Annotated in this window: 24 protein-coding genes and 1 pseudogene; 10 read left to right on the top strand and 15 right to left on the bottom strand. The window is 64.0% G+C overall.

The annotated features are described in order from the left end of the window. Window positions 1-265: 265 nt before the first annotated feature. The 4 genes from KHO49_RS27650 to KHO49_RS27635 form a co-directional block, all read right to left on the bottom strand. Window positions 266-1,663 carry an LLM class flavin-dependent oxidoreductase gene (locus KHO49_RS27650; RefSeq protein WP_102879738.1) on the bottom strand — a complete coding sequence of 466 codons (1,398 nt, stop codon included), beginning with the start codon at window positions 1,661-1,663 and terminating at the stop codon, window positions 266-268. Next, the gene (locus KHO49_RS27645; RefSeq protein WP_170003268.1) at window positions 1,663-2,127 is read right to left on the bottom strand and encodes an acyl-CoA dehydrogenase; all 465 of its coding nucleotides are present in this window, start codon (window positions 2,125-2,127) and stop codon (window positions 1,663-1,665) included. The genes KHO49_RS27650 and KHO49_RS27645 overlap by 1 nt, the downstream gene beginning before the upstream one ends. A 12-nt stretch (window positions 2,128-2,139) precedes the next feature. Continuing rightward, window positions 2,140-3,342: an SfnB family sulfur acquisition oxidoreductase gene (locus tag KHO49_RS27640; RefSeq protein ID WP_213666213.1), complete on the bottom strand. Its 1,203-nt coding sequence runs from the start codon at window positions 3,340-3,342 to the stop codon at window positions 2,140-2,142. A gap of 201 nt (window positions 3,343-3,543) precedes the next feature. Continuing rightward, window positions 3,544-4,107 carry a helix-turn-helix domain-containing protein gene (locus KHO49_RS27635; RefSeq protein ID WP_102879741.1) on the bottom strand — a complete coding sequence of 188 codons (564 nt, stop codon included), beginning with the start codon at window positions 4,105-4,107 and terminating at the stop codon, window positions 3,544-3,546. Here KHO49_RS27635 and KHO49_RS27630 point away from each other — a divergent pair. Further along, window positions 4,102-5,128: pseudogene (locus KHO49_RS27630) on the top strand (DMT family transporter). The gene KHO49_RS27635 and the pseudogene KHO49_RS27630 sit on opposite strands and share 6 nt — an antisense overlap. A 56-nt stretch (window positions 5,129-5,184) precedes the next feature. On the opposite strand, the gene KHO49_RS27625 reads toward KHO49_RS27630, so the two are convergent. Next, on the bottom strand, window positions 5,185-5,544 hold the full coding sequence (locus tag KHO49_RS27625; RefSeq protein ID WP_213666520.1) for a hypothetical protein: 360 nt from the start codon (window positions 5,542-5,544) through the stop codon (window positions 5,185-5,187). Window positions 5,545-5,749: 205 nt separating this feature from the next. Between KHO49_RS27625 and KHO49_RS27620 the strand changes: the two genes are divergently transcribed. The 6 genes from KHO49_RS27620 to KHO49_RS27595 are packed head-to-tail and all read left to right on the top strand — an operon-like array spanning window position 5,750 to window position 11,822. Continuing rightward, window positions 5,750-8,668, top strand: coding sequence for a monovalent cation/H+ antiporter subunit A (locus tag KHO49_RS27620; protein WP_102864466.1), 2,919 nt, complete (start codon window positions 5,750-5,752; stop codon window positions 8,666-8,668). Next, window positions 8,668-9,012 carry a Na+/H+ antiporter subunit C gene (locus KHO49_RS27615; protein ID WP_011060906.1) on the top strand — a complete coding sequence of 115 codons (345 nt, stop codon included), beginning with the start codon at window positions 8,668-8,670 and terminating at the stop codon, window positions 9,010-9,012. Before KHO49_RS27620 ends, KHO49_RS27615 begins: the two co-directional genes overlap by 1 nt. After that, a complete protein-coding gene (locus KHO49_RS27610) occupies window positions 9,009-10,697 on the top strand; it encodes a monovalent cation/H+ antiporter subunit D (RefSeq protein ID WP_102864465.1) in 1,689 nt (562 codons plus the stop codon). Before KHO49_RS27615 ends, KHO49_RS27610 begins: the two co-directional genes overlap by 4 nt. Next, a complete protein-coding gene (locus KHO49_RS27605; RefSeq protein WP_213666211.1) occupies window positions 10,694-11,182 on the top strand; it encodes a Na+/H+ antiporter subunit E in 489 nt (162 codons plus the stop codon). The genes KHO49_RS27610 and KHO49_RS27605 overlap by 4 nt, the downstream gene beginning before the upstream one ends. Beyond that, window positions 11,179-11,457, top strand: a complete 279-nt coding sequence (locus KHO49_RS27600) for a K+/H+ antiporter subunit F (RefSeq protein ID WP_016962858.1) — start codon at window positions 11,179-11,181, stop codon at window positions 11,455-11,457. The genes KHO49_RS27605 and KHO49_RS27600 overlap by 4 nt, the downstream gene beginning before the upstream one ends. After that, entirely contained in the window at window positions 11,454-11,822 is a 369-nt protein-coding gene (locus tag KHO49_RS27595) for a Na+/H+ antiporter subunit G (protein ID WP_213666210.1), read from the top strand. The genes KHO49_RS27600 and KHO49_RS27595 overlap by 4 nt, the downstream gene beginning before the upstream one ends. Before the next feature lie 130 nt (window positions 11,823-11,952). Here KHO49_RS27595 and KHO49_RS27590 read toward each other — a convergent pair whose 3' ends face one another. Then, a complete protein-coding gene (locus tag KHO49_RS27590; protein WP_102864462.1) occupies window positions 11,953-12,390 on the bottom strand; it encodes a DUF3995 domain-containing protein in 438 nt (145 codons plus the stop codon). Window positions 12,391-12,486: 96 nt separating this feature from the next. Between KHO49_RS27590 and KHO49_RS27585 the strand changes: the two genes are divergently transcribed. Both KHO49_RS27585 and KHO49_RS27580 read left to right on the top strand, forming a co-directional pair. Beyond that, window positions 12,487-12,873, top strand: a complete 387-nt coding sequence (locus KHO49_RS27585; protein WP_181430932.1) for a DUF2946 domain-containing protein — start codon at window positions 12,487-12,489, stop codon at window positions 12,871-12,873. Between the two features lie 87 nt (window positions 12,874-12,960). Next, entirely contained in the window at window positions 12,961-15,096 is a 2,136-nt protein-coding gene (locus KHO49_RS27580; RefSeq protein WP_110596975.1) for a TonB-dependent receptor, read from the top strand. Window positions 15,097-15,241: 145 nt separating this feature from the next. On the opposite strand, the gene KHO49_RS27575 is transcribed toward KHO49_RS27580, so the two are convergent. The 3 genes from KHO49_RS27575 to KHO49_RS27565 form a co-directional block, all read right to left on the bottom strand. Next, window positions 15,242-16,255 (bottom strand): ABC transporter substrate-binding protein, encoded by a 1,014-nt coding sequence (locus tag KHO49_RS27575; RefSeq protein WP_213666209.1) that lies wholly within the window; start codon window positions 16,253-16,255, stop codon window positions 15,242-15,244. Between the two features lie 134 nt (window positions 16,256-16,389). Continuing rightward, entirely contained in the window at window positions 16,390-16,593 is a 204-nt protein-coding gene (locus KHO49_RS27570) for a hypothetical protein (protein WP_102864458.1), read from the bottom strand. After that, window positions 16,593-17,063, bottom strand: a complete 471-nt coding sequence (locus KHO49_RS27565) for a hypothetical protein (protein WP_102864457.1) — start codon at window positions 17,061-17,063, stop codon at window positions 16,593-16,595. Before KHO49_RS27565 ends, KHO49_RS27570 begins: the two co-directional genes overlap by 1 nt. A 672-nt stretch (window positions 17,064-17,735) precedes the next feature. Between KHO49_RS27565 and KHO49_RS27560 the strand changes: the two genes are divergently transcribed. Then, complete coding sequence (locus KHO49_RS27560) at window positions 17,736-17,966, top strand: hypothetical protein (RefSeq protein ID WP_102864456.1); 231 nt, start codon at window positions 17,736-17,738, stop codon at window positions 17,964-17,966. A 179-nt stretch (window positions 17,967-18,145) separates the two neighbouring features. On the opposite strand, the gene KHO49_RS27555 is transcribed toward KHO49_RS27560, so the two are convergent. The 6 genes from KHO49_RS27555 to KHO49_RS27530 all read right to left on the bottom strand — a co-directional run bounded on the left by KHO49_RS27555 (window position 18,146) and on the right by KHO49_RS27530 (window position 24,779). Then, the gene (locus KHO49_RS27555; RefSeq protein WP_102864455.1) at window positions 18,146-18,364 is read right to left on the bottom strand and encodes a hypothetical protein; all 219 of its coding nucleotides are present in this window, start codon (window positions 18,362-18,364) and stop codon (window positions 18,146-18,148) included. A 115-nt stretch (window positions 18,365-18,479) separates the two neighbouring features. Further along, window positions 18,480-20,102, bottom strand: a complete 1,623-nt coding sequence (locus tag KHO49_RS27550) for a methyl-accepting chemotaxis protein (protein ID WP_213666208.1) — start codon at window positions 20,100-20,102, stop codon at window positions 18,480-18,482. Between the two features lie 162 nt (window positions 20,103-20,264). Then, window positions 20,265-20,669, bottom strand: a complete 405-nt coding sequence (locus KHO49_RS27545; RefSeq protein ID WP_011060892.1) for a TraR/DksA family transcriptional regulator — start codon at window positions 20,667-20,669, stop codon at window positions 20,265-20,267. Between the two features lie 421 nt (window positions 20,670-21,090). Continuing rightward, the gene (locus tag KHO49_RS27540) at window positions 21,091-22,113 is read right to left on the bottom strand and encodes an ABC transporter permease (protein ID WP_102864453.1); all 1,023 of its coding nucleotides are present in this window, start codon (window positions 22,111-22,113) and stop codon (window positions 21,091-21,093) included. 69 nt (window positions 22,114-22,182) lie between these two features. Beyond that, on the bottom strand, window positions 22,183-23,748 hold the full coding sequence (locus tag KHO49_RS27535; protein ID WP_110597018.1) for a sugar ABC transporter ATP-binding protein: 1,566 nt from the start codon (window positions 23,746-23,748) through the stop codon (window positions 22,183-22,185). A 104-nt stretch (window positions 23,749-23,852) separates the two neighbouring features. Next, window positions 23,853-24,779 carry a sugar ABC transporter substrate-binding protein gene (locus KHO49_RS27530; protein WP_102864452.1) on the bottom strand — a complete coding sequence of 309 codons (927 nt, stop codon included), beginning with the start codon at window positions 24,777-24,779 and terminating at the stop codon, window positions 23,853-23,855. Window positions 24,780-25,254 lie beyond the last annotated feature (475 nt).

The raw sequence follows: 25,254 nt of genomic DNA, 5'->3' as shown, positions 1-25,254 counted from the left end.
GAGCCGTGGCCTGGGGCGGCCGCCAGATGAACTTCAGGCGGACACCCCCCTCGCAGCCGGGGCAGCGAACGACAGCCGTGACGGAGGCCAGCCCGGGGGGCAATCGGGGCAAGGATGGCTAGCCTGGTCGCTGGCAAGCCAGCCCCTACCTGCAGGTCGGCGGCGTCTCTGTAGGAGCCGGCTTGCCGGCGAAGGCGCCGGCAAATCGGGCGCAGGTCTTGCGGGCCTCTTTGCCGGCAAGCCAGCTCCTACGAGAGGCGCGGGGTCAGGCGCTGGCGCGTTGCGGCTGAAGCCGGGTTGCGAGGTCGCGCCAGGCGCTGCCGGGGTGGTTCACCGGCAGCCGCGGGCCGGCGCCAAAGAGTTTCTCTCGCAGGGTGCCCGGTGCGTATTCGGTCTTGTAGACCCCGCGCTTCTGCAACTCGGGCACCAGCAACTCCACGGCATCGATAAAGGTTTCATGGGTCAGGGCGTAGGCCAGGTTGAAGCCGTCGACATCGGTCTCTTCCACCCACTCCTGGAGCAGGTCGGCCACGGTTTCCGGGCTGCCGACAAACAGTGGGCCAAAGCCGCCGATCCCCACCCAGTCGGCCAGCTCGTGAGGGGTCCAGACCTTGTTCGGGTCTGCGGTGGAGAAGGCTTCCACCGCCGACTGGATGGCGTTGGTGTGCACGTGTTTGAGGGGCTCGTCGGGCTTGAAGCGGCTGAAGTCGATGCCGGTCCACCCGGAAATCAGCGCCATGGCGCCTTCGTAGCTGACCCAGGACTTGTATTCCTCGAACTTGGCCTTGGCCAGGGCATCGGTCTCGCCGAGGATCACCGTCTGCAGGTTGAAGATCAGGATCTTCGACGGGTCGCGCCCGGCTTCGGCCGCGCGGCGGCGGATGTCGGCCACGGTCTTTTTCAGCAGCACCTTGGACGGCGCGGCAACGAACACGCATTCGGCCTGTTCGGCGGCGAACTGCTTGCCGCGGCTGGACGCCCCGGCCTGGTACAGCACCGGAGTGCGTTGCGGTGACGGCTCGCACAGGTGAATCCCCGGCACCTGGAAGTGTTTGCCTGCGTGGCGGATCTCGTGGATCTTGCTCGGGTCGCTGAAGATCCGCCGCTCGCGGTCACGCAGCACCGCCCCCTCCTCCCAACTGCCTTCCCAGAGCTTGTAGCAGACCTCCAGGTATTCCTCGGCGTAGTCGTAGCGCGCATCGTGTTCGGTCTGCGCCTGCTGACCGATGTTCTTCGCCCCGCTCTCCAGGTAGGAGGTGACGATGTTCCAGCCGGCACGGCCCTTCGTCAGGTGATCCAGGGTCGAAAGGCGCCGGGCAAAGGGATACGGATGCTCGAACGACAGCGAGGCGGTGAGGCCGAAGCCCAGGTGCTCGGTGACCAGGGCCATGGGCGGAATCAATTGCAGCGGGTCGTTCACCGGCACCTGGGCCGCCTGGCGGATCGCCGCCTCGCCATTGCCGTTGTAGACGTCGTAGATGCCCAGCACATCGGCGATGAACAGCCCGTCGAACTTGCCCTTCTCAAGGATGCGCGCCAGGTCGGTCCAGTACTCCAGGTCCTTGTACTGCCAGGAACGGTCCCGAGGATGGGCCCAGAGCCCCGGTGACTGGTGACCGACACAGTTCATGTCGAAGGCATTGAGGCGGATTTCACGGGACATCACACAGCACTCCTGAAACCTTGGGGCAGCACGCCATTGAGGCGGTAGTTGCCGATCAGTTGATACTTCCAGCGCAGCGGGTCTTGCAGGGCCTGTGGCTGCGGGGTGCGCTGGCCGGTGAGTTCGAATTCGGCGTTGCCGGCCGCCGCCAGGGCTTCGGCGGCGGCAATCGCCGCCTCGGCCAGGGCGATGGCGATCTCGGCCGGGTCCTTGCCCTCTTGCAGCCGGTACTGCGCCCGCTCCTGCAGGGCGGCGGCCACCTCGATGCGGATCTGCAGATCGCCAAAGCGGCTGATCACATACGGGTCGTCGCTGGCCTTGCTCAGGCCGCTGCCAGACCAGGGCCGGGCCTGGTCGCGAACGAACTCCAGGGTCCGCTGCAACAGGTCGCGGGCCCTTTGCAGTTGCTCGCCGATCGCGGCCAGGGCGGCCTGGGGGCTGTCGGGTTGGGTCAATGCGTTCATGGCGGTGTCCTTTCAGTTCCAGGCGTGACGGGGTGGCTTGACGCCGTTGAGCAGGAAGTTGCCGATCAGGTGGTATTTCCAGCGGGCCGGGTCGTGCAGGGTGTGGGTGCGAGCGTTGCGCCAGTGGCGGTCGAGGTTGTACTTGGCCGACACCGAGCGGGTGCCGGCCAGTTCGAACAGCTTGCTGGCGGCGAGCAAGGCGCTTTCTGCCGACAGCACCTTGGCCTGGGCCACCACCAGCGAGGCGTGGGCGACGCTGTCTTCGCTGGGGCTGGCGAGGGCCTGGTCGACCGCCTCGGCGGCCTTGACCAAGATCGCCTCGGTGCCGTGCACCCGCCATTCCAGGTCACCGATGGCGGCCTGGGTAAAGGGGTCCTGCCAGCCGTGATCCAGGCCACTGTCGATCCACGGCCGGGACTGCCGGGCGTAATGCTTGGCGTCTTCCAGGGCGGCGACGGCGATGCCGGTGTCCACAGCGGCCTGGATGATCTGCGAGATCGGGCCGTCGGCGGTGGGTTGGTCGAAGGCCCGGTGGGCCGGGATCACCGCGCTGCGCGGCACTTGCACGGCCTTGAGGCTGACCCCGCCGCTGGCGGTGGTGCGTTGGCCGAAGCCGTCCCAGCTGTCGATCACCGTGAGGCCGGGGTTGTCGCGCTCGATAAAGGCGATATGGGCCTGGTTGTGCTCATCCACCGCCACCGTCGGCACGATGTGGGCAAACAAGGCGCCGGTGCAGTAGAACTTCTCGCCGTCGACCTGCGCCTGCTCGCCGGTAAAGCGGATCTGGGTTTCAAAGGCACCGACGTGCTTGCTGCCGGCCTCGGAAAACGCGTTGCCAAAGCGGTAGCCCTGCAACACCTTGGCGAAGTAGTGCTGCTTCTGCTCTTCGCTGGCGGTCTGCAACAGAATGTCCACCACGCCGAGGTGGTTCTGTGGCAGCTGGCCCAATGAGGGATCGGCGGCGGAGATGAGCTTGATCACCTCGGCCAGGGTCACGTAGGACACCCCGGCGCCGCCGTAAGCCTGGGGAACGGTGATGCCCCACAGGCCGCTGGCAGAGAACTCGTCGAGTTCCGCCACCGGCAGGCGCCGTTCGCGGTCGCGTACCGCGGCCTCCACGGCAAAGCGCTGGGCCAGGGCCTGGGCCACGCTGATGGCCTCGGCATCGCTGCGGATGAGGTGGGCACTGGGTGAGGGTTGGGCTGGGGCTGTCATGGGCCGACTCCACGTCCTGAAGATCAAGATAAACACCGCTCGGGTGCTCGCTATCAGGACAATTGCAGGAGTCGTGCCTAAATATAAAATCTTTTTATTTCAACAGCTTGAAGATTACTTCGGAGAAAAGGCATCAACTGAAAACAGGCAGAATGTTCAACCGCTGTTGACTGGCCAACAGTGGCCGGCACGCCTGGGCAATCAGTACACCACGTTGCGCACGAAGCGCGTGGCCTGGGCGCCGTCATTGCGATAGCCGTGAGGCACATGACTGGCGAACATGAAGAAGTCGCCGCTTTCCAGGCGCCGCTCGGCGTCGCCGAAGAACAGCGTCAGGCAGCCCTCGACGACATAGATCTGCTCGCTCCAGCCGACGGTGTCGCACTCCGAGTGATAGACCTCGCCAGGCTCGAGCTGCCACTCCCAGAGTTCCACTTCACGGCTGGCCTCGGCCTTGGCCAGGAGCAGCGCCTTGCTCCCGGGGATGACGCCGGCCCAGGCCAGCTCGTTGATACGACTCGGGTCTCGGGCATCCGGGGCCTGGATCAGGTCGCTGAAAGCCACGTTCAAGGCCTCGGCCACTCGGTCCAGGGTGCCGAGGCTGACGTTCTTCTCCCCGGCCTCGATGGCCACCAGCATCCGCCGACTGACGTCGGATTTTTCCGCCAGGGCGCTCTGGCTCAAGCCTGCGGCATGGCGCAGGCGTCGCACGTTGAGGCTGACATGTTGCAGGACCGAAGCCCGTTGGACGTTATCTTTGTGCACTATATTGCTCGCTCTCCGGGCCTGCGCAGTATACTGCCCAGCTTCCGGCGCATTGTGCGTCCCCCCTCAGGTAGCACGCAAGGCCATGACTTCAACGCCCTCCCGCGCAATGCGCTTCCCACTCAGCAGGGCCGAAGCGGTGCTGGTGCTGATCACCATGATCTGGGGCGGCACCTTCCTGCTGGTGCAGAAGGCCATGAGCGTCAGCGGTCCGATGTTCTTCGTCGGCCTGCGCTTTGCCGCGGCGGCGTGCATCGTCGCCCTGTTTTCATTGCGCCACCTGCGCGGGCTGACCCTGTTCGAGCTGCGTGCCGGGACCTTTATCGGCACCGCCATCATGCTCGGCTACGGCTTGCAGACGGTGGGCCTGCAAAGCATTCCCAGCAGCCAATCGGCGTTTATCACGGCCCTGTATGTACCCTTCGTTCCCCTGCTGCAATGGCTGTTCATGGGCAAGCGTCCGGGGCTGCTGCCAAGCATCGGCATCATGCTGGCGTTTACCGGGTTGATGCTGCTGTCCGGCCCCAATGGCGCCTCGCTGGATTTCAGCCCCGGGGAGATCGCCACCCTGATCAGCACAGTGGCCATTGCCGCCGAAATCATTCTGATCAGCAGCTTCGCGGGGCAGGTGGATGTGCGCCGGGTCACGGTGGTGCAACTGGCGGTCACCTCACTGCTGGCCTTTGCCATGGTGCTACCGACCGGGGAAGCGTTGCCGGGGTTTTCCTGGTTGCTGCTGGCCAGTGCCTTGGGCCTGGGGGCAGCCAGTGCGGCGATCCAGGTGGCGATGAACTGGGCGCAGAAAAGCGTCTCGCCGACCCGCGCCACCCTGATCTATGCCGGTGAGCCGGTGTGGGCCGGGATTGTCGGGCGGATCGCCGGGGAACGCCTGCCCGCACTGGCGCTGCTGGGGGGAGCCTTGATCGTGCTGGCGGTGATCATCAGCGAATGGAAACCCAAGGGCCGGGCCGCGGATGCCGATCAACTGCCATTGACCGGGCAGGCAGCGGACGGCCTGTAGCACCCGGTTTGCCGGCGAAGGCGGTCTGACGGGCCTCTTCGCTGGCAAGCCAGCGCCTAGAGCGCGGGGGCGCCGGGGGCGTAGAGCCAGGTAGGGACGGTCAACGACCCCTTGTGCTTGGGCTCCAGCAGCACCCGGTCACCCTCGGGCTCGCCGTGATAGTAGAAATAGGCGTGGTAGAGCACATGCCCCTCGGCAAAGGCGCGGTCGAAGTAGAGCACCGTGCCCGCTGGCAGCTGGTAGGTCCGCTCATCCCCCATCGGGCCTTCGATGATCAGCGCCTGTCGGGTCTTGAGCATGTCGGGTCGGTCGAGATAATGCTCCACACCCACCCCCAACCCGGCGCCGAAGGCAGTGAACAGCAAGGCGAAACAGCCCCGTCGAAACAGCCGGCCCATGGCCGATCCTTTAATCATGTGCACCCTTGTCGATCCTTGTGGTGTTTTGACCTGGGCAGGACCTTGGCCCTGCAGCGCCCGGTGAACGGGCGCATCAGGCATTTGTCTCCTACCTTTGAAAGCGTATGTAACATTTCTTTGGGGGGCCGGGCCGCGCATGGCGGTTGGTGATCCAGGGCCTGGCACGTATTATGCGTCATACTTTTCCGCAGATTAGAAGCCTATGTCCCTGATAGTTCTACTGCTTCTGCCATTCATAGGCAGCTGTCTGGCGGCCGTGCTGCCGCACAACGCACGTAACACCGAATCCCTGCTGGCCGGCCTGGTGGCACTCATTGGCACCGTCCAGGTGGCTTTGCTGTACCCGCAGATCGCCGATGGCGGGATTATCCGCGAGGAATATACCTGGCTGCCGAGCCTGGGCCTGAACTTCGTGCTGCGCCTGGACGGCTTCGCCTGGCTGTTCTCATTGCTGGTGCTGGGTATCGGCAGTCTGGTGGCGCTCTACGCGCGTTACTACATGTCGCCGCAAGACCCGGTGCCGCGCTTCTTCGCCTTCTTCCTGGCGTTCATGGGGGCCATGCTCGGCCTGGTGATTTCCGGCAACCTGATCCAGATGGTGTTCTTCTGGGAGCTCACCAGCCTCTTCTCCTTCTTGCTGATCGGCTATTGGCATCACCGCTCCGACGCCCGCCGTGGCGCCTACATGGCGCTGATGGTCACCGGCGCCGGGGGCTTGTGCCTGCTGGCGGGGGTCATGCTGCTCGGCCATGTGGTCGGCAGCTACGACCTGGATCAGGTGCTAGCTGCCGGAGACAAGATCCGCGCCCATGCGCTCTACCCGATCCTGTTGCCATTGATCCTGCTGGGCGCCCTGAGCAAGAGCGCGCAGTTCCCCTTCCACTTCTGGCTCCCCCACGCCATGGCCGCGCCGACGCCGGTCTCGGCCTACCTGCACTCGGCGACCATGGTCAAGGCCGGGGTGTTTCTCCTGGCCCGCCTGTGGCCGTCGTTGTCCGGTACGCAAGAATGGTTCTACATCGTCAGCGGCGCCGGGGCCTGCACCCTGGTGCTGGGCGCTTACTGCGCGATGTTCCAGAACGACCTCAAGGGCCTGCTGGCCTACTCCACTATCAGCCACCTGGGCCTGATCACCCTGCTGCTGGGCCTGAATAGCCCCCTGGCGGCGGTGGCGGCGGTGTTCCACATTCTCAACCACGCCACCTTCAAGGCGTCGCTGTTCATGGCCGCCGGGATCATCGACCACGAGAGCGGCAGCCGCGACATCCGCAAGCTCAATGGCCTGATCAAGCTGATGCCCTACACCGCGACCCTGGCCATGGTCGCCAGTGCCTCGATGGCCGGGGTGCCGCTGCTCAACGGCTTCCTGTCCAAGGAAATGTTCTTCGCCGAGACGGTGTTCATCAATTCCAGCGCCTGGGTGGAAATCGCCCTGCCGGTGATCGCCACCATCGCCGGGACCTTCAGCGTTGCCTACGCCCTGCGCTTTACCGTGGATGTGTTCCTCGGCGAACCGGCCACCGACCTGCCACACACGCCCCACGAGCCGCCACGCTGGATGCGTGCGCCAGTTGAACTGCTGGTGTTCACCTGCCTGCTGGTGGGGATCTTCCCGGCGCAGATCATTGGTCCACTGCTGGCCGCCGCCGCACGGCCGGTGGTGGGCGGCACCCTGCCCGAATACAGCCTGGCCATCTGGCACGGCCTCAATGCGCCGATGATCATGAGCCTGATCGCCATGTCCTGCGGCATCGTGCTTTACCTGTTGCTGCACAAACCGCTGGTGGCGGGGCGTTTCGCCTACCCGCCGGGAGTGGGCCGCCTCAACGGCAAGCTGCTGTTCGAGCGCAGCCTGGTGGGCATGACCCGCCTGGCCCGGCGCCTGGAGCGGCGGCTGAGCACCAAGCGCCTGCAGACCCAGCTGTTTCTGCTGATTCTGGCGGCGGTGATCACCGGCCTGATTCCCATGCTCTACAGCCAGCTGACCTGGGGCGACCGGCCGAAGATTCCCGGCTCCATCGTCTTCGTGACCTTCTGGCTGCTGGCCATCGCCTGCGCCCTGGGCGCCGCCTGGCAGGCCAAGTACCACCGGCTGGCGGCCCTGACCATGGTCAGCGTCTGCGGGCTGATGACCTGCGTGACCTTCGTCTGGTTCTCGGCGCCGGACCTGGCCCTGACCCAGCTGGTGGTGGAGGTGGTGACCACGGTGCTGATCCTCCTCGGCCTGCGCTGGCTGCCACGGCGGATCGAGGATGTCTCGCCGCTGCCCAGCAGCGTGCCCAAGGCGCGCATCCGCCGCCTGCGCGACCTGAGCCTGTCGATCGCCGTCGGCCTGGGCATGGCGGTGCTGTCCTACGCCATGCTGACCCGCCCCACTCCCAACGATATTTCCTCGTTCTACCTCAGCCGTGCCTTGCCTGAAGGCGGCGGTACCAACGTGGTCAACGTGACCCTGGTGGACTTCCGCAGCTTCGACACCCTGGGCGAGATCACCGTGCTGGCAGCCGTGGCCCTGACCGTGTTCGCCCTGCTGCGACGCTTCCGCCCGCCCAAGGAGAGCATGCAGTTGCCGGCGCAACAGCGCCTGCTGGCCCCGGACGTGGTCACCGATCTGGTCAACCCGCGCCAGGCCAGCGACACCGCCCTGGGCTTCATGATGGTGCCGGCGGTGCTGGTGCGCCTGCTGCTGCCGATTGCCCTGGTGGTGTCCTTCTACCTGTTCATGCGCGGGCACAACCTGCCGGGCGGCGGTTTTGTCGCCGGGCTGGTGATGTCGGTGGCCTTCATCCTCCAGTACATGGTGGCCGGCACCCAGTGGGTCGAGGCCCAGATGAGCCTGCGGCCGCTGCGCTGGATGGGCACCGGCTTGCTGTTCGCCCTGGCCACCGGCCTCGGCGCCCTGGCCTGGGGCTACCCGTTCCTCACCACCCACACGGTGCATGTGGACCTGCCGCTGTTCGGTGATATCCATATCGCCAGCGCCCTGTTCTTCGACATCGGCGTGTACGCGGTGGTACTGGGCGCGACCCTGCTGATCCTCACCGCCCTGGCGCACCAGTCGGTGCGGGCCCACAAGCCGGCCAGCCAGTCCAAATCCCTGATCAAGAGCGGAGCCGCCTGATGGAAGAAGTCATCGCAATCGCCATTGGGGTCCTCGCCGCTTCCGGAGTCTGGCTGGTCCTGCGCCCGCGGACCTTCCAAGTGGTGATGGGCCTGTGCCTGCTGTCCTACGCGGTCAACCTGTTCATCTTCAGCATGGGCAGCCTGTTCATCGGCAAGGAACCCATCGTCAAGGACGGCGTGCCCCAGGACCTGCTGCACTACACCGACCCGTTGCCCCAGGCCCTGGTGCTCACCGCCATCGTCATCAGCTTCGCCATGACCGCGCTGTTTCTGGTGGTGCTCCTGGCGTCCCGGGGCCTGACCGGCACTGACCACGTCGACGGCCGGGAGCCCAAGGAATGAGTTCGTTGTCCCACCTGATCGTCGCCCCCATCCTCCTGCCGCTGCTGACGGCGGCCATCATGTTGCTGCTGGGGGAGAAACACCGCCCGCTCAAGGCGCGGATCAACCTGTTCTCCAGCCTGCTGGGGCTGGCCCTGGCCGCGTACCTGCTGTACTGGACCCAGGTCCAGGGCGCCACCGGCTCCTTCGGCGTGTACCTGCCGAGCAACTGGCAGGTGCCCTTCGGCATCGTGCTGGTGGTGGATCGCCTGTCGGCACTGATGATGGTGCTCACCGGGATCATCGGGGTCAGCGCGCTGCTGTTCGCCATGGCCCGTTGGGACGGCGCCGGGGCCAGCTTCCATGCGCTGTTCCAGATCCAGCTGATGGGCCTCTACGGCGCCTTCCTCACCGCAGACCTGTTCAACCTGTTCGTGTTCTTCGAGGTGCTGCTGGCGGCCTCCTACGGCCTGATGCTGCACGGCTCTGGACGGGCGCGGGTGTCGTCGGGGCTGCACTACATCACCATCAACCTGCTGGCTTCGTCGCTGTTCCTGATCGGCACGGCAATGATCTACGGGGTCACCGGGACCCTGAACATGGCCGACCTGGCGATGAAGATCCCCCTGGTGCCGGAAGCCGATCGCGGCCTGCTGCATGCCGGCACGGCGATCCTGGCCATCGCCTTCCTGGCCAAGGCCGGGATGTGGCCGCTGAACTTCTGGCTGGTGCCGGCCTATTCCTCGGCCAGCGCCCCGGTGGCGGCGCTGTTCGCCATCATGACCAAGGTCGGGATCTACACCGTGCTGCGCCTGTGGACCCTGCTGTTCTCCGGGCAGGCCGGGGCCTCGGCCTACTTCGGCAACCAGTGGCTGATCTACGGCGGCCTGGCGACGATCTTCTGCGCCGCCCTGGCGATTCTTCCGGCCCAGCGCCTGGAGCGCATGGCCAGCCTGAGCATCCTGGTGTCGGCGGGCATCCTGATCGCGGTGATCGGCTTCGCCCAGCCGGCGCTCACCGGCGCGGCGCTGTTCTACCTGTTCAGCTCGACCCTGGCGCTGTGTGCGCTGTTCCTGCTGGCGGAGTTGATCGAGCGCTCGCGCTCGGCGGTGGAAGTGCCTCTGGAAGACGAAGGCGAAATCCTGCCGCGGCCCATGGAAACCCTTCCCCCGCCCCGGGGCAGCAACCTCGACGACGAACAGCAAGTGGTGGTCGGCCAGGTGATCCCCTGGACCATGGCCTTCCTCGGCCTGAGCTTCATTGCCTGCGCCCTGCTGATCATCGGCATGCCGCCGCTGTCGGGCTTTATCGGCAAGCTCAACCTGATCGCCGCCCTGCTCAACCCGACGGGCCTGGGAACCAGCAGCGACACGCCGATCCCGCTGGCGGGCTGGATTTTCCTGGTGCTGCTGATCCTCTCCGGCCTGGCCTCGCTGATCGCCTTTGCGCGCCTGGGCATCCAGCGTTTCTGGAGCCCGGAGGAGCGACCTTCACCGGTGTTGCGGCGTCTGGAATGCGTGCCGATCGTGGCGTTGCTGGGGCTCTGCGTGCTGCTCAGCTTCAAGGCCGAGCCGCTGCTGCGCTTCACCCAGGCCACCGCCGACAGCCTCAATCATCCGGAGCACTATGTGATGGCGGTACTGGGCACCCGCACCGTGCTCAGCCCTGAGTCCAAGGCCACCCAGGCGGCGGAGGTGCAACCATGAAGCGTCTGTTCCCTGCCCCCTTCCTGTCCCTGGCGCTGTGGCTGCTGTGGCTGGTGCTGAACCTGTCCATCAGCCCCGGCAATCTGCTGCTGGGGGCCACCCTGGGCTTTCTCGCACCGCTGCTGATGCGCCCGCTGCGGCCGCTGCCGATCCGCATCCGCCGCCCCGGCACCATCCTGCGGCTGTTGCTGCGGGTAGGCTGCGATGTGCTGGTCTCCAACCTGATCGTGGCCTGGGGCGTGCTCAACAACGGGCGCCGGCCGGTGCGCTCGGCCTTCGTCAAGATCCCCCTGGACCTGCGCGACGCCAACGGCCTGGCGGCGCTGTCCACCATCACCACGGTGGTGCCGGGCACGGTCTGGTCCGAGCTGTCCCTGGACCGCAGCATCCTCTTGCTGCACGTCTTCGATCTGCAGGACGAAGGGCAATTCATCCAGCACTTCAAGGCGACCTACGAGCGCCCGCTGATGGAGATTTTCGAATGAGCGTGCTGTTGACCAACGCGATCCTGCTGAGCCTGTTCCTGTTTTCCCTGGCCATGGTCCTGACCCTGGTGCGCCTGTTCAAGGGCCCCTCGGCCCAGGACCGGGTCCTGGCCCTGGACTACCTGTACATCCTGGCGATGCTGATGATGCTGGTGCTGGGCATCCGCTACGCCAGTGACACCTACTTCGAGGCGGCGCTGCTGATTGCCCTGTTCGGCTTTGTCGGCTCCTTCGCCCTGGCCAAATTCCTTCTGCGCGGCGAGGTGATCGAATGAACAGCCTGGAACAACTGCCCCTCTGGGTGGAGGTCCTGGTGGCCGTGCTGCTGGTGATCAGCAGCGTCTTCGCCCTGATCGGTGCCCTGGGCATCCTGTGCATGAAGAGCTACTTCCAGCGCATGCACCCGCCGGCCCTGGCCTCAACCATGGGCTCCTGGACCGTGGCCCTGGCCTCGATCCTGTATTTTTCAGCCCTCAAGTCCGGGCCGGTGCTGCATGCCTGGCTGATTCCGATCCTGCTGTCGATCACGGTGCCGGTCACCACCCTGCTGCTGGCCCGCGCGGCGTTGTTCCGCAAGCGCATGGCCGGTGACGATGTACCGGCAGAGGTCAGCAGCAAACGCAACGAAAGCGGCAACTGAGCGCACCACCCCATGCAGGAGCCGGCTTGCCGGCGAAGAGGCCTTTGAGCCTTGCAGCGAATCGGCTAGCGCCTTCGCTGGCAAACCAGCTCCTACACCAGCCAGCGCCCACAGTGGGCGGGCTTGCCCTTCAGGCCCAGGCCAGCACCAGCAGCCCGGCACCCAGTACCACGCACAGCGGGGAATAGAACAGGGTGTCGAGACGGGCGAACTTCGAGTCGCGCACTTGCTTGAAGAACCCAACCAGCTCGGAGTCGCCAATGGCCCGGGCGAACATCAGCAAGGCAATGGCGCTGATCACCCATTGCAGGGACGGATGGGTCACGGTCGGCAGGTAGAGCCCAACCCGCAGGCAGACCAGCATCGCCACCAGCAACAGCCCCACCGCCACCAGCAAGGTGGCCAGGGCCGGAGGGTGAAAGGCCGGTTGGCTCTGCCCGGGAACCGGCCCCGGCACTTGGGGGATCACCGCGTCGCTTCCGCGCTTGCCACCGGCGGCCCAGTACAGATGGATCAGGCTGATGAACAGAAAAGTGCCGGACATCCCCTGAGCGAGCAGAAGATTCATGTTCAGACGTCCTTGTAAAAAAGTCGTAAAGAGAATGGACTCGATTGCTGGTTTTTGTAAGTACGTTCGTCGCCTTCGATGATAAAGTGCCGCCCCATGAAATTGACCCGCTCCGATCGCTCGCTCGTTGCCTGGATGCTCTATTGCTGCGTCCTGTTCAACGTGTTCGCCTGCAGCATCGGCCACGGGCAGATGCTCGGCATGCAGCTCAACGGCATCGGCGGGCAGTTCTGCAGCATTGATCCCAACACCCAAGCCCCCCTGCAGCAGCCGGCCGACCAGGACTCCCTGCCCACCCTGTCCAAGGCCTTCGGTTGCCCGTTGTGCTCCACCGGCGGCATGGGCCCGGCACTGAACTCCAGCGTCACCCTGGCGCTGTTGCCCCAACCCCAGGCGCCGCCGCTGGCGCGCCAGTTCCAGCCCCACTTCCCTACCCGTTTCACCTGGCCCGCCGCCCATCCTCGGGCACCGCCCTACGCCTGATTCTTGCTCGTGCTCGACCCGCCCATTGCGCTGCTGCGCGGCGCGCTTTCGTGGGCCTTTTCCTAGTCAAGAATTCAGGATGCATGCATGAAACACCTTCCTTTACTGGCGAGCCTGCTGGCCTGCCTGTCCGTCAACGCCTGGGGCAAATCCGGCCTGGAGCTGGCCCCTACCACCGTTAACGCCGAAGAGGCAGACGTTGAACCCGGCCTGTCCCTGGAGCAGTCCAGCGGCATGGCCTCGCGTTTGGGCCTGAGCCTGCGGGAAACCCCGGCCTCGGTGGCGATCGCCAGCCGCCAGGACATCGAACGACGGGGTGCCCAGACCTTCCAGGACGCCGCCAACGCCCTGCCCGGGGTCAATGCCAGTGCACCACCGGGGTTCGGCGGCTTCATCTCCTACCGCGGCTTCACCAGCAGCCAGATCACCCAGATGTTCAACGGCATCAACGTCGCCACCGGCCTGGCACGGCCGGTGGACGCCTGGATCTATGACCGGGTGGAACTGGTGGGCGGCCCCTCGTCGCTGATCAATGGCGCCGGCTCCGTGGGCGGCTCGCTGAACTACGTGACCAAGCTGGCGGACCGCCGCGAACAGGCGGCCGAGGGCCTGCTCAGCTACGGCAGCTACGACACCACGCAAACCGCTTTCGGGGTCAATCACGCCCTGAGCCCGGCGGGTGCCGAGGTGCAGCACTACGCGCGCTTCGACGTCAGCCACAACACCAGCAACGGCTACATCGACCGCCAGGAGCGCGATGCCTGGAGCCTGGCCTTCTCCCTGCTCAGCGACTTGACCCCTGACCTATCCCACACCCTGGCGGTGGAATACCAGGACGAGCACGAAGACAGCCCCTACTGGGGCACCCCGGTGCGCAACCCCAAGGCCGGCGAGCTGAAGATCGACAAGCACCACCGCTTCAACAACTACAACGTCGCCGACGGCCTGTATGAACAGCGCACAGTGTGGCTGCGCTCGATCATCGACTACCGGATCAACCCCAGCACCAGCCTGCGCAACACCCTCTATCACCTGGACAGCCAGCGCGACTACCGCAACCTGGAGACCTACCAGTACAGCCCCGACAACAGCCGGGTGAACCGCTCCACCGCCTATCTGGTGCGGCACCAGGGCCAGCAGGACGGCAACCAGTTCGAACTGCGTCATGACGATCAACTGTTCGGCCTCGACACCACCTGGTCCGGGGGTTTTGAGTACAAGGTCAACAGCACCACCAACTCACCGTGGAACGTGCCGGCCAACAACAGCGTGGACCCCGGCAACTTCCAGCCGGGGTACTTCTACGACCTGAAGGGCACCCGCCAGAGCTGGGTCAAGGACAAGACCAACCAGGTCACCACCCGCGCCCTGTTCGTCGAGAACCGCCTGGCCCTGACCGACGAGCTGTCCCTGCTCAGCGGCCTGCGCTATGACGCCATCGACCTGGACGTGACCAACCACCGCGTGATCACCGCCAGCAACCCGCGGCATCTCAAGCGCAGCTGGGAGCCGGTCACCGGGCGCCTGGGGCTGACCTGGCAGTTCCTGCCCAGCGCCAACGTCTACGTGCAATACAGCACGGCCGCCGAACAGCCCAGCGGCACCCAGAACTTCGAGGTGTCCACCGGCAAGCAATGGGAAGTGGGAAGCAAGTTCGACTACCTGGACGGACGCGGCTCGGCGACCCTGGCGGCCTACCGCATCGAACGCAAGGACTTTGCCGTCACCGATCCCCTGGACCCGGCCAACAGCATTCCCGTGGGCCAGCAGACCTCCAGGGGCATCGAGCTGGCCAGTTCCCTGCGGGTCACCCCCAAGCTGCTGGCGGAAGCCAACTTCGCCTGGGTCGACGCCGAATATGACGCGTTCAATGAGAAGGTGGCCAGCGGCGCGGTGGTCTCGCGCAAGGGCAACACCCCGACCAACGTCCCCGAGCGGGTGGCCAACCTGTGGCTGACCTATGACCTGGCCCCAAGCTGGCAGACCGGCGTCGATGCCCGCTACGTGGCCTCGGTGTACGCCGACAACGCCAACACCCTGACGCTGCCGGCCTACACCCTGTACGGCAGCTTCCTGCGCTACCAGGTCGACAGCCACACCACCGTCACCGGCCGGGTACGCAACCTGACCAACGAGGTCTACGGCAAGTTCGCCCATGTCTCCCCGGCTTACTACCTGGGCACCCCGCGCACCTTCGAACTGGCGGTGCAGACCCGCTTCTGACCCGCCTTGGGGGCCTCTTCGCCGGCAAGCGGCGCCTACGGGAACATCGCGCGGTGTCAGGGCGACCCTAGGAGCTGGCTTGCCAGCGAAGGCGTCGCCATGGACGGTGCAAGGCCTGCGGGCCCTTTCGCCGGCAAGGCGGCTCCTACAACAGGGCGGCGGCGACTTTGGCGGCGACGTCCTGGGGCACCCAGTTGCGCCAGAGATCAGGATGCTGCTTGAGGAAGGCCCGGGCCGCGTCACGGGGCGTGCTGTGGTTTTCGCTCATCTGCGCCAGGGCCTGGTTGAGGGGCTCGATGGGCAGCTCGACCTGGCTGAAGAAGCTCACCAACTGCGGGTACTGCTTGTGGAATGGCGCAGACACGCCGATGGACAGTTTCGAGGCCAGGGAACGGGTTGGACGCGGGTTGGGGTTGCTGGCGTCGGTCAGGGTCTTCCAGGCCTCGGCATCAAAGGGCGGCTCTTGTAACTGGACCAGTTTGAAGCGCCCCAGCAGCGGCGTCGGTGACCAGTAGTAGAACAGGATCGGTTTGCCCCGACGGATCGACGAGCTGATCTCCGCATCCAGGGCTGCGCCGGAGCCACTGCGGAAGTTCACGTAGCTGTCCTCCAGGCCATAGGCTTTGAGCTTCTGCTGGTTGACGATCTCCGAGGTCCAGCCAATCGGGCTGTTGAGGAAACGCCCCTTGGTCGGACTCTCCGGGTCCTTGAACACCTCCTTGTAGCGCGCCAGGTCGGTGACGCTGCGCAACTCCGGCGCCAGGGCCGCGATGCCCTTGGCGGGATCACCCTTGATCACGTACTCCGGCACCCACCAGCCTTCGGTAGCGCCCTTGACCGTGTCCCCCAGGGCCAGCACCTTGCCTTCGGCCTCGGCCTTGACCCACACCGGGCTGCGCCCCGCCCACTCTTCGCCAATCACCTGGATATCGTTGTTGGCCAGGGCGGTTTCCAGGGTGATGGTGGTGCCAGGCAGTGTATCGGTGGGCAGGCCATAACCCTTCTCGACCACGATCCGCAGGATCTCGGTGATCAGGCTGCCGCTCTCCCAGTTCAGGTCGGCGAAGTGAATCGGCGCGGAAGCCGCCGCCACCGGTGGCGCGTTCAAGGCGGCAAGGGCCAACAGGCTGCTGGCCAGCAGCGCTCGAATTCCTTTCATGGGTGCACCTCTCGGATCAGGATCAGGACCAAAGGGACACGCCACGCAAAGCTGCCAGGCCCCTGAAGCATTCAGTCAACTGACTGTAGTAGAGGTTCCATATTTTCAACCGGGGGCGCGGCCCGGATCGACCATCAAGGGTCCGCCGGCTCCTGCAGCCGCTGCAACTCGCGGCGCACCATGCTGGCGTATGCCGCCGGGCGCAGGTGGTACAGCTGGCCGGCCACCCAGTTCAGCCAGGCGCCCTGCAAGCGCGCCTTCTCGGCGAACAGGCGTTGAGCTTCGTCACACGCGGCCTGCTGGTGCTGCTGGTGAAACTCGGCGCGGCTCTGGCTCATTACTCGCTGGCCTTGAAACTCACCAGTTCGCCCTTGCGGAATTTGGCCGCCTTGGCGCTGACTGCCTTGAGGGTCTTGCTCAAGCCTTCCTGCAATTGCTCGTTGGCGGCGAAGACCATCACCACCGAGTGACCTTCCTTGAACACAATCCCCTGCCCCAGCGGACTGCTGACAAAGGCATAGTCGCCCAGGCCGTATACCGTCAGCTTGATCTCGCGAAAGCGGATCTCCAGCTTGCCGCCTTCCCGGCTGGGCAGTACAGCAGCGCGAAAATGATCGCCCACCTTGAGCTCCAGCCGAGGCTTGTCGTCCACCACCAACGCGCTCTCGGTATCGATCTCGGCGATGTAGATGCCTTCGGCGGACTGTTCGGTGATGTAGACAAAACGAGATTGGAACTGCTTGACCAGCTTTGCGCGCAAATCACCCAAAACGAACAACGCATGCATTTCAAGATTACTTACTGCCAAGGAACACTCCCCGATACTCAAAAGGGTGCCGTCCGAGGAAAAACGGACAGCACAAAAAACCGCCATGACGGCGTGATCACCCCAATCAGTTACCCCAAAAAACACTCAAATGCAGCGGGTACTCCAGGCCACGGCGTTAACGCCGGCGCTGAGCAGCGGGCATTTCGCCGAAGCATCAGGCACAGGTCAAAGGCTGTAGGAGTAGGCTCTGACACCCCGAAAAGTGTGGCGGCGAGCTATCTGGGGCGGGTACTGAAACAGGCCGGAAAGCCGGATATACCCTGAGATTGAATCCCCGGATCGGCAGCCACTTCGGGTTGCAGAAGCAATTCTAGAGCAACTTTGTGCATTTCGACCATTTAAAGCGAGCGATTCATGACTGCACGGCCATTCATTAGTACAAAGACTAATGTTGCTCATCAGCGGGTAATGTTGCCCGCAGTCGTCACACAAGGCCCGGCATTCTAACCAGTAACACTCTGGTGCAGTGATCTGGATTGGCGGATTGAAGCGTAAGAAAGTTCACTTTAGTGCCTCAGAACAATCTCTACCTAAAACCGCAATGACATAACTCAGCCCGTCGCAACGCAACAACTGCCATACTCCCTCGCTGGTTGAGCGCTCGCGGTACGGGCGCTCAAGCACTCACTCATCTCCAAGGGAAGGCTAGAAGTGACCGAACTAGATATTGGCGAGTTTTTCATTCGTGGCGAGTGCAGAGAAGTCGAAGGCGAATTCCAGGCCGTGATTGCCATGCGCGCCAAACCTCCACTGACCCAGATCACCTTCCACCAGGTGGAACGCGACCGCTGGTTCAAGACCTCCGAAGAAGCTGCAGCGGCGGCCAGGGAATCCGCCAAGGCCCTCAAGCTGGCCATTGACCAGGGCGCCCTGAACGCCTGATACCTGCCACAGCGCGCCGCCCGGGAACCCAGCGGCGCCCCCGTGACCCAGGCGAGATCCGTTTAAGAGCATCATGATGATTAACTTAACACCAGCGACTCGCCTTCGGGCCCTGCCTGCAACAGCCTGAATCCAGACATCCGCCCCAACCGATCAAGCCTCTATCTGCCGCCCAAGCATCAAGCCGAATGCTGGAATGCATGGCGCCCAGGCCGGCACTGCGCCAGTTTCGCCTGCCAGGCCTGCCGGCACTCCTCGGCCTCGACGCGGCTGGCAAAGGCAGTGCCACGTTGTTCGCCATTGACCAGCACCACCCAGCACGCCTTGCGTCCCAGGTCCCGCAGCATGGGTGGAACACCACTGCCGATCATCACGGCTACATCAACTTTGCTGTGCATGGAGAACCTCCAGGAATTAGTTAGCTCCCTAACGATGTGAGCATACTAGTCAGTTCCCGGCGTCTGAAACAGTCACATCCTGCACAGCAGTCTTACGCCCCTGGTAACAATGTTCTCAGCCCTTGCGCTGGGGCGGCGCCTGCTCGGGCTTGTAGCCCAGGCGCAACCCGCCCCAATGCCGCCCCTGGACCCAGATCGGCACCGACAAGTCGTGCATCAGTTCGCCGGTATCGCGGGTATAGGTTTGCAGCAACAGCGGTTGTTGGTGACTGCCACAACGAATGCCGGTGCGATCGGCGAACTTGCGCTTGCTGCGGTTATGCAGGTTGTCCGCCACGGGATCGCCGCTCAACGGCTGGGAGAAGGCCAGGTTGTGGGTCGGTACATAACCCTCCTGGGTACAGGCGATGGCGAACACCAGGCCGTCGTGGCGCGGCAGCAGGGATTCCTGGATCGGCGGCAGCACCTGATCGGTGTAGCGGTCGAAACGGGTCTGGTACCTGGCCGGATCGGTGTTGGCGATCAACTGGTAATGGCGGTCGAACAGGTCGTCGAGGCTGATGCGGTTCTGCGCCAGGTCGGTCTCGAACTGCTCGGCAATACGCCGGGCGCCTTCACGGGCCAGGTCATAGATGCGCTGGTGGTAATCATCAAGCCCCACAGCCGCCAGACGCTCACTGATGGTTTCCGCCTGCCCTTCCATCTGCACCGCCGCCTGAGCCAGGCTGCGGGTCTGCTGATCGCTGACCGCCAGGTCGCTGCGCATCTGCTCCACGGCATGGAACAGGCTGTCCAACTGTTCGCGGTTGGTCTCGGCGCCCCGGGCGATCTCGCTGACCTGGCCTTCCACCCCTGCTGCCAGACGGGCGATGTTGTCCAGGTGCCGACCGGTGTGTTCCACCTGCTCCACCCCCAGGTTCAGGTCGTCGGACAGCTGACGGATCTGCTCCACTACATCGCTGGTGCGTTGCTGGATATCGGCCACCATCACCCCGACCTCATCGGTGGCCGTAGCGGTGCGCCCGGCCAGCCCGCGCACCTCGTCGGCGACCACGGCAAAACCCCGTCCGTGCTCCCCGGCCCGGGCGGCCTCGATAGCGGCATTCAGGGCCAGCAGATTGGTCTGGCTGGCGATGGACTGGATCACCAGGGTCACCCGCTGGATCTCTTCGCTGCGCTGGCTCAAGGCCTCGATCAGCTCGCGGCTGCCACTGGCCCGCTCGCTCAGGGAGTGCATGCGACTGATGGACTCCCCCAGCACCGTGCGCCCTTCGGCGCTGCTGGCGTGGGCCTCACTGGCCGCCTCCAGGGCTTGCCGGCTGAGTTGCGAGGTGGCCTGTTCGGTCTTGATCATCACTTCGGCGTTGCCGACGATGCGCGCCGCGGCATCCAGCTGGGATTGCAGCTTGCCCGCCAGTTGCGTCACCGAATAGGCCACGCCAGCGGCAGACAGGGCGTTATGGGTGGTGCTGTAGGACAGGTCGCGGGTCAGCGAGGACAGCTCGCTGTCGGCCGTTGTCGCCGGCGCCTCGGGCACCTTGCGGCTTCTCAGCCGGGGCAGCCAGACCACCAGCACCGCCAGGGGCAGGCACAGGTACAGCGGCCAGTCACCCAGTGCCTGGCCACCCAGCAAGCCCATCAAGGCCGCGCTCTGCAAAGTCGGCGCCCACCAACGGACGGCGGGTGTTGCTGCCAGCGGTTGCGCGATCGGCACCGCTAGAGATCCTTCTCTTGACATGTTTAGCACCCCACATCGTTCTAATTATTTTCGGCATTAGACGCCACTAGAAGGCCATTATCCATGGTCCCTTAGTCGGGGGTTTGCAGTAGATCAAGGGAATGAGCGGGTATGGAGTCGTACCCGAAAAAACAAAGCCCCCGCTGTGGCGGGGGCTGGCGATCAGGCTTGACGCTGATGCTTGTCGATCTGCTCGTGGCGCTCTTGGGCTTCGATGCAGTACTTGGTGGTTGGGCTGATCAGCAGGCGCTTGAGGCCGATCGGCTCGCCGCTGTCATCGCACCAGCCGAAGCTGTCGTCACTGATCCGGCCCAGGGCCTGCTCCAATTGCGGCAGCATGCGCTGGTCACGATCAATGGCGTTGACCAACCAGGTGCGCTCTTCTTCGACGGAAGCGGCGTCGGCCGGGTCAGCCGGGGTGTCCAGGCTTTCAATGGCGATCCGGTTCTGTTCGATGCGCTCGTGGGTTTCCACCTTCATGGCTTGCAACAGGTCGCTGAAAAAAGCGTGCTGCTCGGCATTCATGTAGTCATCCGCCGGCATGGCCAGCAACTTTTCCTTGGTCATTGATTTCTCTATAAAAAATACGTGCATTAAGGCGAATTCAAACTGTTTCCGGTTGACCCGTCAGGTCATCAGAAAGGCGCCATACCTTCCAAGCGCCACCCGGCACTCAATTTACGAGGGGCGGCAGTCTAAGGCCGGTTTGAGGGCGCAGCAACTGAAATGACAGCGAATCTGTCTGACAAACCGCACAAAGCCCGCAATTGCGGGCTTTGGTGGCGCTTGTCAGAGTGCTTTTATAACAAAAAATTCCATACGAGCAGGTCTTTTAGAAGACAAACGGCAGTACCGGACGGCGGATTCGGAGCCTTTTCCCCCGTTTCTCCGCCGCAAAAACCAACGTGCCGGCGAACAGTCCCGTCCGTTGTACCTCATCTTGTGGGCGCCTTCGCTGGCCAGCCGGCGCCGACAACAGAATGGTGGATCAGCGCTTGAGCTTGCGCTTGTTGCGGTACTGGTCAATGACCACCGCCACCACGATGATCAGGCCCTTGATGATGTCCTGGATGTAGGCATCCACGCCGACAAAAGTGAAGCCGCTGGCCATGACGCCAAGAATCAGCGCGCCGATCACCGTGCCGGTGATCCGCCCCACGCCACCGGCCAGGCTGGTGCCGCCGATCACGGCCGCGGCAATCGCATCCAGTTCATAGGACATGCCCATCCCCGCCTGCCCGGTGGCGGCCCGCGCCGAGGCCACCACCCCGGCCAGCCCCGCCAGCAACCCGGCGATGCTGTAGACGATCACCAGATGGCGCTTGACGTTGATCCCCGAGGTGCGCGCCGCCTGCATGTTGCCGCCGATGGCGTAGGTGTATTTGCCGTACTTGGTGTAGCGCAAGGCGATGTGGAAGATCACCGCCACTACCAGGAAGATGATCACCGGCATCGCCCCGTGACCGATGGCGGTGTAGGAATCGGACAGCATGCTCACCGGCTGGCCTTCGGTGTAATAGCGGGCCAGGCCGCGGGCCGACACCATCATGCCCAGGGTGGCGATAAAGGGCGGAATACCAGTGATGGCGATGATGCTGCCGTTGATCGCCCCCGCCAGCAGGCCCACCCCCAGCCCGGCCACCACCGGTATCCACACCGGCAAGTCGGTCAGGGACGGAAACACTGCACGGGCAAAGTCCGAGGTCTGGGCCAGGCTGGCGGCAATCATCGCCGACAGCGCCAGCACCGAGCCCGAGGACAGGTCGATGCCCGTGGTGATGATCACCTGGGTCACGCCGATGGCCAGCAGGCCGATGATCGACACCTGGAGGATCATCAGCACCAGGCGCTGGGAGTTCATCAGGAAGCTCTGGTCACGCACGATCCAGCCGAACAGCTCGAAGACCAGGCCGATGCCGATCAGGACCAGAAAAATACTCAGTTCGGTGGGAAGGCGCCGGCGCGTTCTAGCGGGCGCCGCGGCCGGTTTGTTTTCAGACATCACGTTCATAACCACTCACCTTTGTTAGTGCCTGGCCGCGGCGAATCACAGCGCCGCCGACCGCCATCGATTGAAGAATCAGTGCACCACCGACATTCCTGACGCCAATTGCATCACCCGTTCCTGGGTCGCCTCGCTGCGGTCGAGGGTGCCCATGAGTTCACCTTCGTGCATGACCATGACCCGGTCGCTCATGCCCAGCACTTCGGGCAGCTCCGAGGAAATCATGATCACCGCCATGCCTTCGCTGGCGAGGAAGGAGATCAAGCGGTAGATCTCGGCCTTGGCCCCGACGTCGATACCCCGGGTCGGCTCATCAAGGATCAGGATGCGCGGGTTGGTCATCAGCCAGCGCGCCAACAGGGCCTTCTGCTGATTGCCCCCGGACAAGGTATCGATGCATTGCTCCAGGGAAGGGGTCTTGACCCGCAGCTTCTTGCACATGTCCTCGCACAGGGCACGCAAGGCCTTCTGCTGGACAAAGCCGCCGCCGGCGTAATGCGGCAGCACCGCCACTTCCATGTTTTCCAGGACCGACAGGCACGGGAACAGCCCGCTGAGCTTGCGATCCTCGGTCAGCAGGGCAAAGCCCTTCTCGATCGCCTGGTGCGGGTCGCTGATGCGCAGGGCCTGGCCGTCGAGAACCATCTCGCCGCCGTCGCAGGGGGTGATACCGAACAGGGTCTCGGCAACATTGGTCCGGCCCGAGCCCATCAGCCCGGCGATGCCGAGGATCTCCCCGGCATGCAGGTCGAAGGACACCCTGTCGAACACCCCGTCCAGGCGCAGGTCGCGGACCTGGAGCAGCAGGTCGCCGACAGGGTTCTCGCGCTGGGGAAACAGCTGGCTCAGCTCGCGCCCCACCATCATCGAGATCAGGCTGTCGCCGTCCAGGCTGTCGGCCCGTTGCAGGCCGATATAGGCACCGTCGCGGAACACCGCCACTTCATCGGCGATGGCGAACACTTCGTTCATTTTGTGGGTGATATAGATGATGCCCTTACCCTGGGCCTTGAGGTCGGCAATGATCGAGAACAGGTGCGCCACTTCCTTGTCGGTAATGGCCGAGGTCGGTTCGTCCATGATCAGCACGTCGGAGTCGTAGGACACCGCCTTGGCGATCTCCACCATCTGCCGCTCGGCAATGCTCAGGTTGCCCACCTGCTCCTCGGGGTCGAGGTTGATGCGCAGGCGTTCCAGCAACTGCGCGGTGCAGCGGTGCATGGCGCGGTGATCGATCATGCGCAGGCCGTTGAGCTGCTCACGGCCGATCCAGATGTTCTCGGCAATGCTCATGTGCGGCATCAGGTTGAGCTCCTGATGGATCATGGCGATGCCCGATTGCAGGGCCTGCAGGGGCGTTTCGAACACCACTGGCCGGCCCTTGAGGCGCAGCTCGCCGGCGTCCGGCTGATAGATGCCAGCGATGATTTTCATCAGGGTCGACTTGCCGGCGCCGTTCTCGCCCATCAGCGCCAGCACCGTTCCCGGGCGTACCCGCAGTTGCACATCGGACAGGGCGACCACACCGGGAAAGCCCTTGCTGACGTTGATCACCTCCAGCAGATAGGGTTCTTCAATCGATGTGGCGGCAGGCAAGATACCCGCCAGCGGGGTGCTCGAGGCAGTCGCGCTAGAGAACATGATCAGGTACTCCATCGGCAAGGCCGCCCGAGGCCGCCTTGCCACTTATTACTTATTGTTGTTAGAGCCTGTTCTTCTGGAACAGCTCTGGAAGGTGAGCGGCGTTACTTGAACTGGTCGACGTTGTCCGGGGTGATCAGCCGATACGGAACCCACACCGCCGGCTCTACCGGCTCATGCTTGATCATCTTCACCGCGGTATCGATGGAACCGTCCGCCTGGCCCTTGGCGTCTTGGAACACCGAGAGCGCCAATTCGCCCTTCTTCACCGCACGCAGGCCATCCGGAGTGCCGTCGACACCGGCGATCAGCACACTGCCCTTCTCGACTCCGGCCTGCTTCAGCGCCATGGCGGCACCAATGGCCATTTCATCGTTGTTGGACACCACCGCGTCGAACTTGCGGCCCTGGGTCAGCCAGTCGTTGACCAGGGTCATGCCCTTGTCCCGCAGCCAGACCCCGGTCTGTTCCTGGTCGACCTTGATCCCCGGGTACTGGGCCAGCACCTCCTTCACTCCCTTGGTGCGGTTGGTGGTGGAGTTGTTCGCCAGGTCGCCCAGCAGGATCACGATGTCGCCCTTGCCGCCCATCTTGTCGGCCAGGTACTGCATCTGCATTTTCCCGGCTTCCAGGTCGTTGGAGGCCACAGTGACCACGCCCTTGGGCAGGTTCAGGTCATCCGGGCGGCGGTTGACGTACACCAGGGGGATGCCGGCCTTCACCGCGGCCTCGGTGATTTTCTTAGTGGCGGCGGTGTCCACCGGGTTGACCACGATCGCGTCGACTTTCTGGCTGATGAAGTTCTCGACCTGGCTCAATTGCTTGACCACATCGCTGCGGGCGTCTTCGAACTGCAGCTTGACGCCATCGGGCAGGGACTTGGCTTTCTGATCCATCGACTCGCGCAGATAGGTCAGCCAGGTGTCATCGAACTGCGACATGCTCACGCCGATCTTGATGTCGGCGAAGGCGGCCCCACTGGCCAGCAGCATCGACAGTGCAAGCGAGGCAAAACGGATCTTGGTGTTCATCACAGGTCTTTCTCCACATTCTTGTAGGTTTTATGGATAAAGCGCAGAAACCACTCAGAGCGACAGATGCACGATGGGGGCACCGGGTACGCAGCACAGCAGTGAACCGTTGCGTTCTACACACAGAAAGCCGAGGCAGGTCAGGAGGACGGCAGAGCGGCTGGGCCGAGGCGAAGCGGAGGTTGGCGCGGGCGAGCTGCGAAATCGCGAACGTAGAGCGAGGATGGTGCTAGTGAAGGTTTTCATCGACGGTACCTGTTGTTTTTGTGGGTCGGTCCGCACGCCTCTCATGGTTTGCTTGAGGGCGTGCGACCTAGCGAGTCGGCAACCTGAAAATGACTTTATTGGAAAATAATTTCTACATCAACTCATTTTAGAATTTTATTCTAAATCAGTTAAAGCCTTGAAAATCCTGGCCCCGTGGCGAATGTGCGCCCAAGCCCAATGGGGGCGCGCCCGGGGAAAACCCGGGCGG

This window comes from Pseudomonas sp. RC4D1 (genome assembly GCF_018390395.1).
Classification (GTDB): Bacteria; Pseudomonadota; Gammaproteobacteria; order Pseudomonadales; family Pseudomonadaceae; genus Aquipseudomonas; species Aquipseudomonas danubii.
This window is presented reverse-complemented; position numbering and strand designations above follow the sequence as displayed.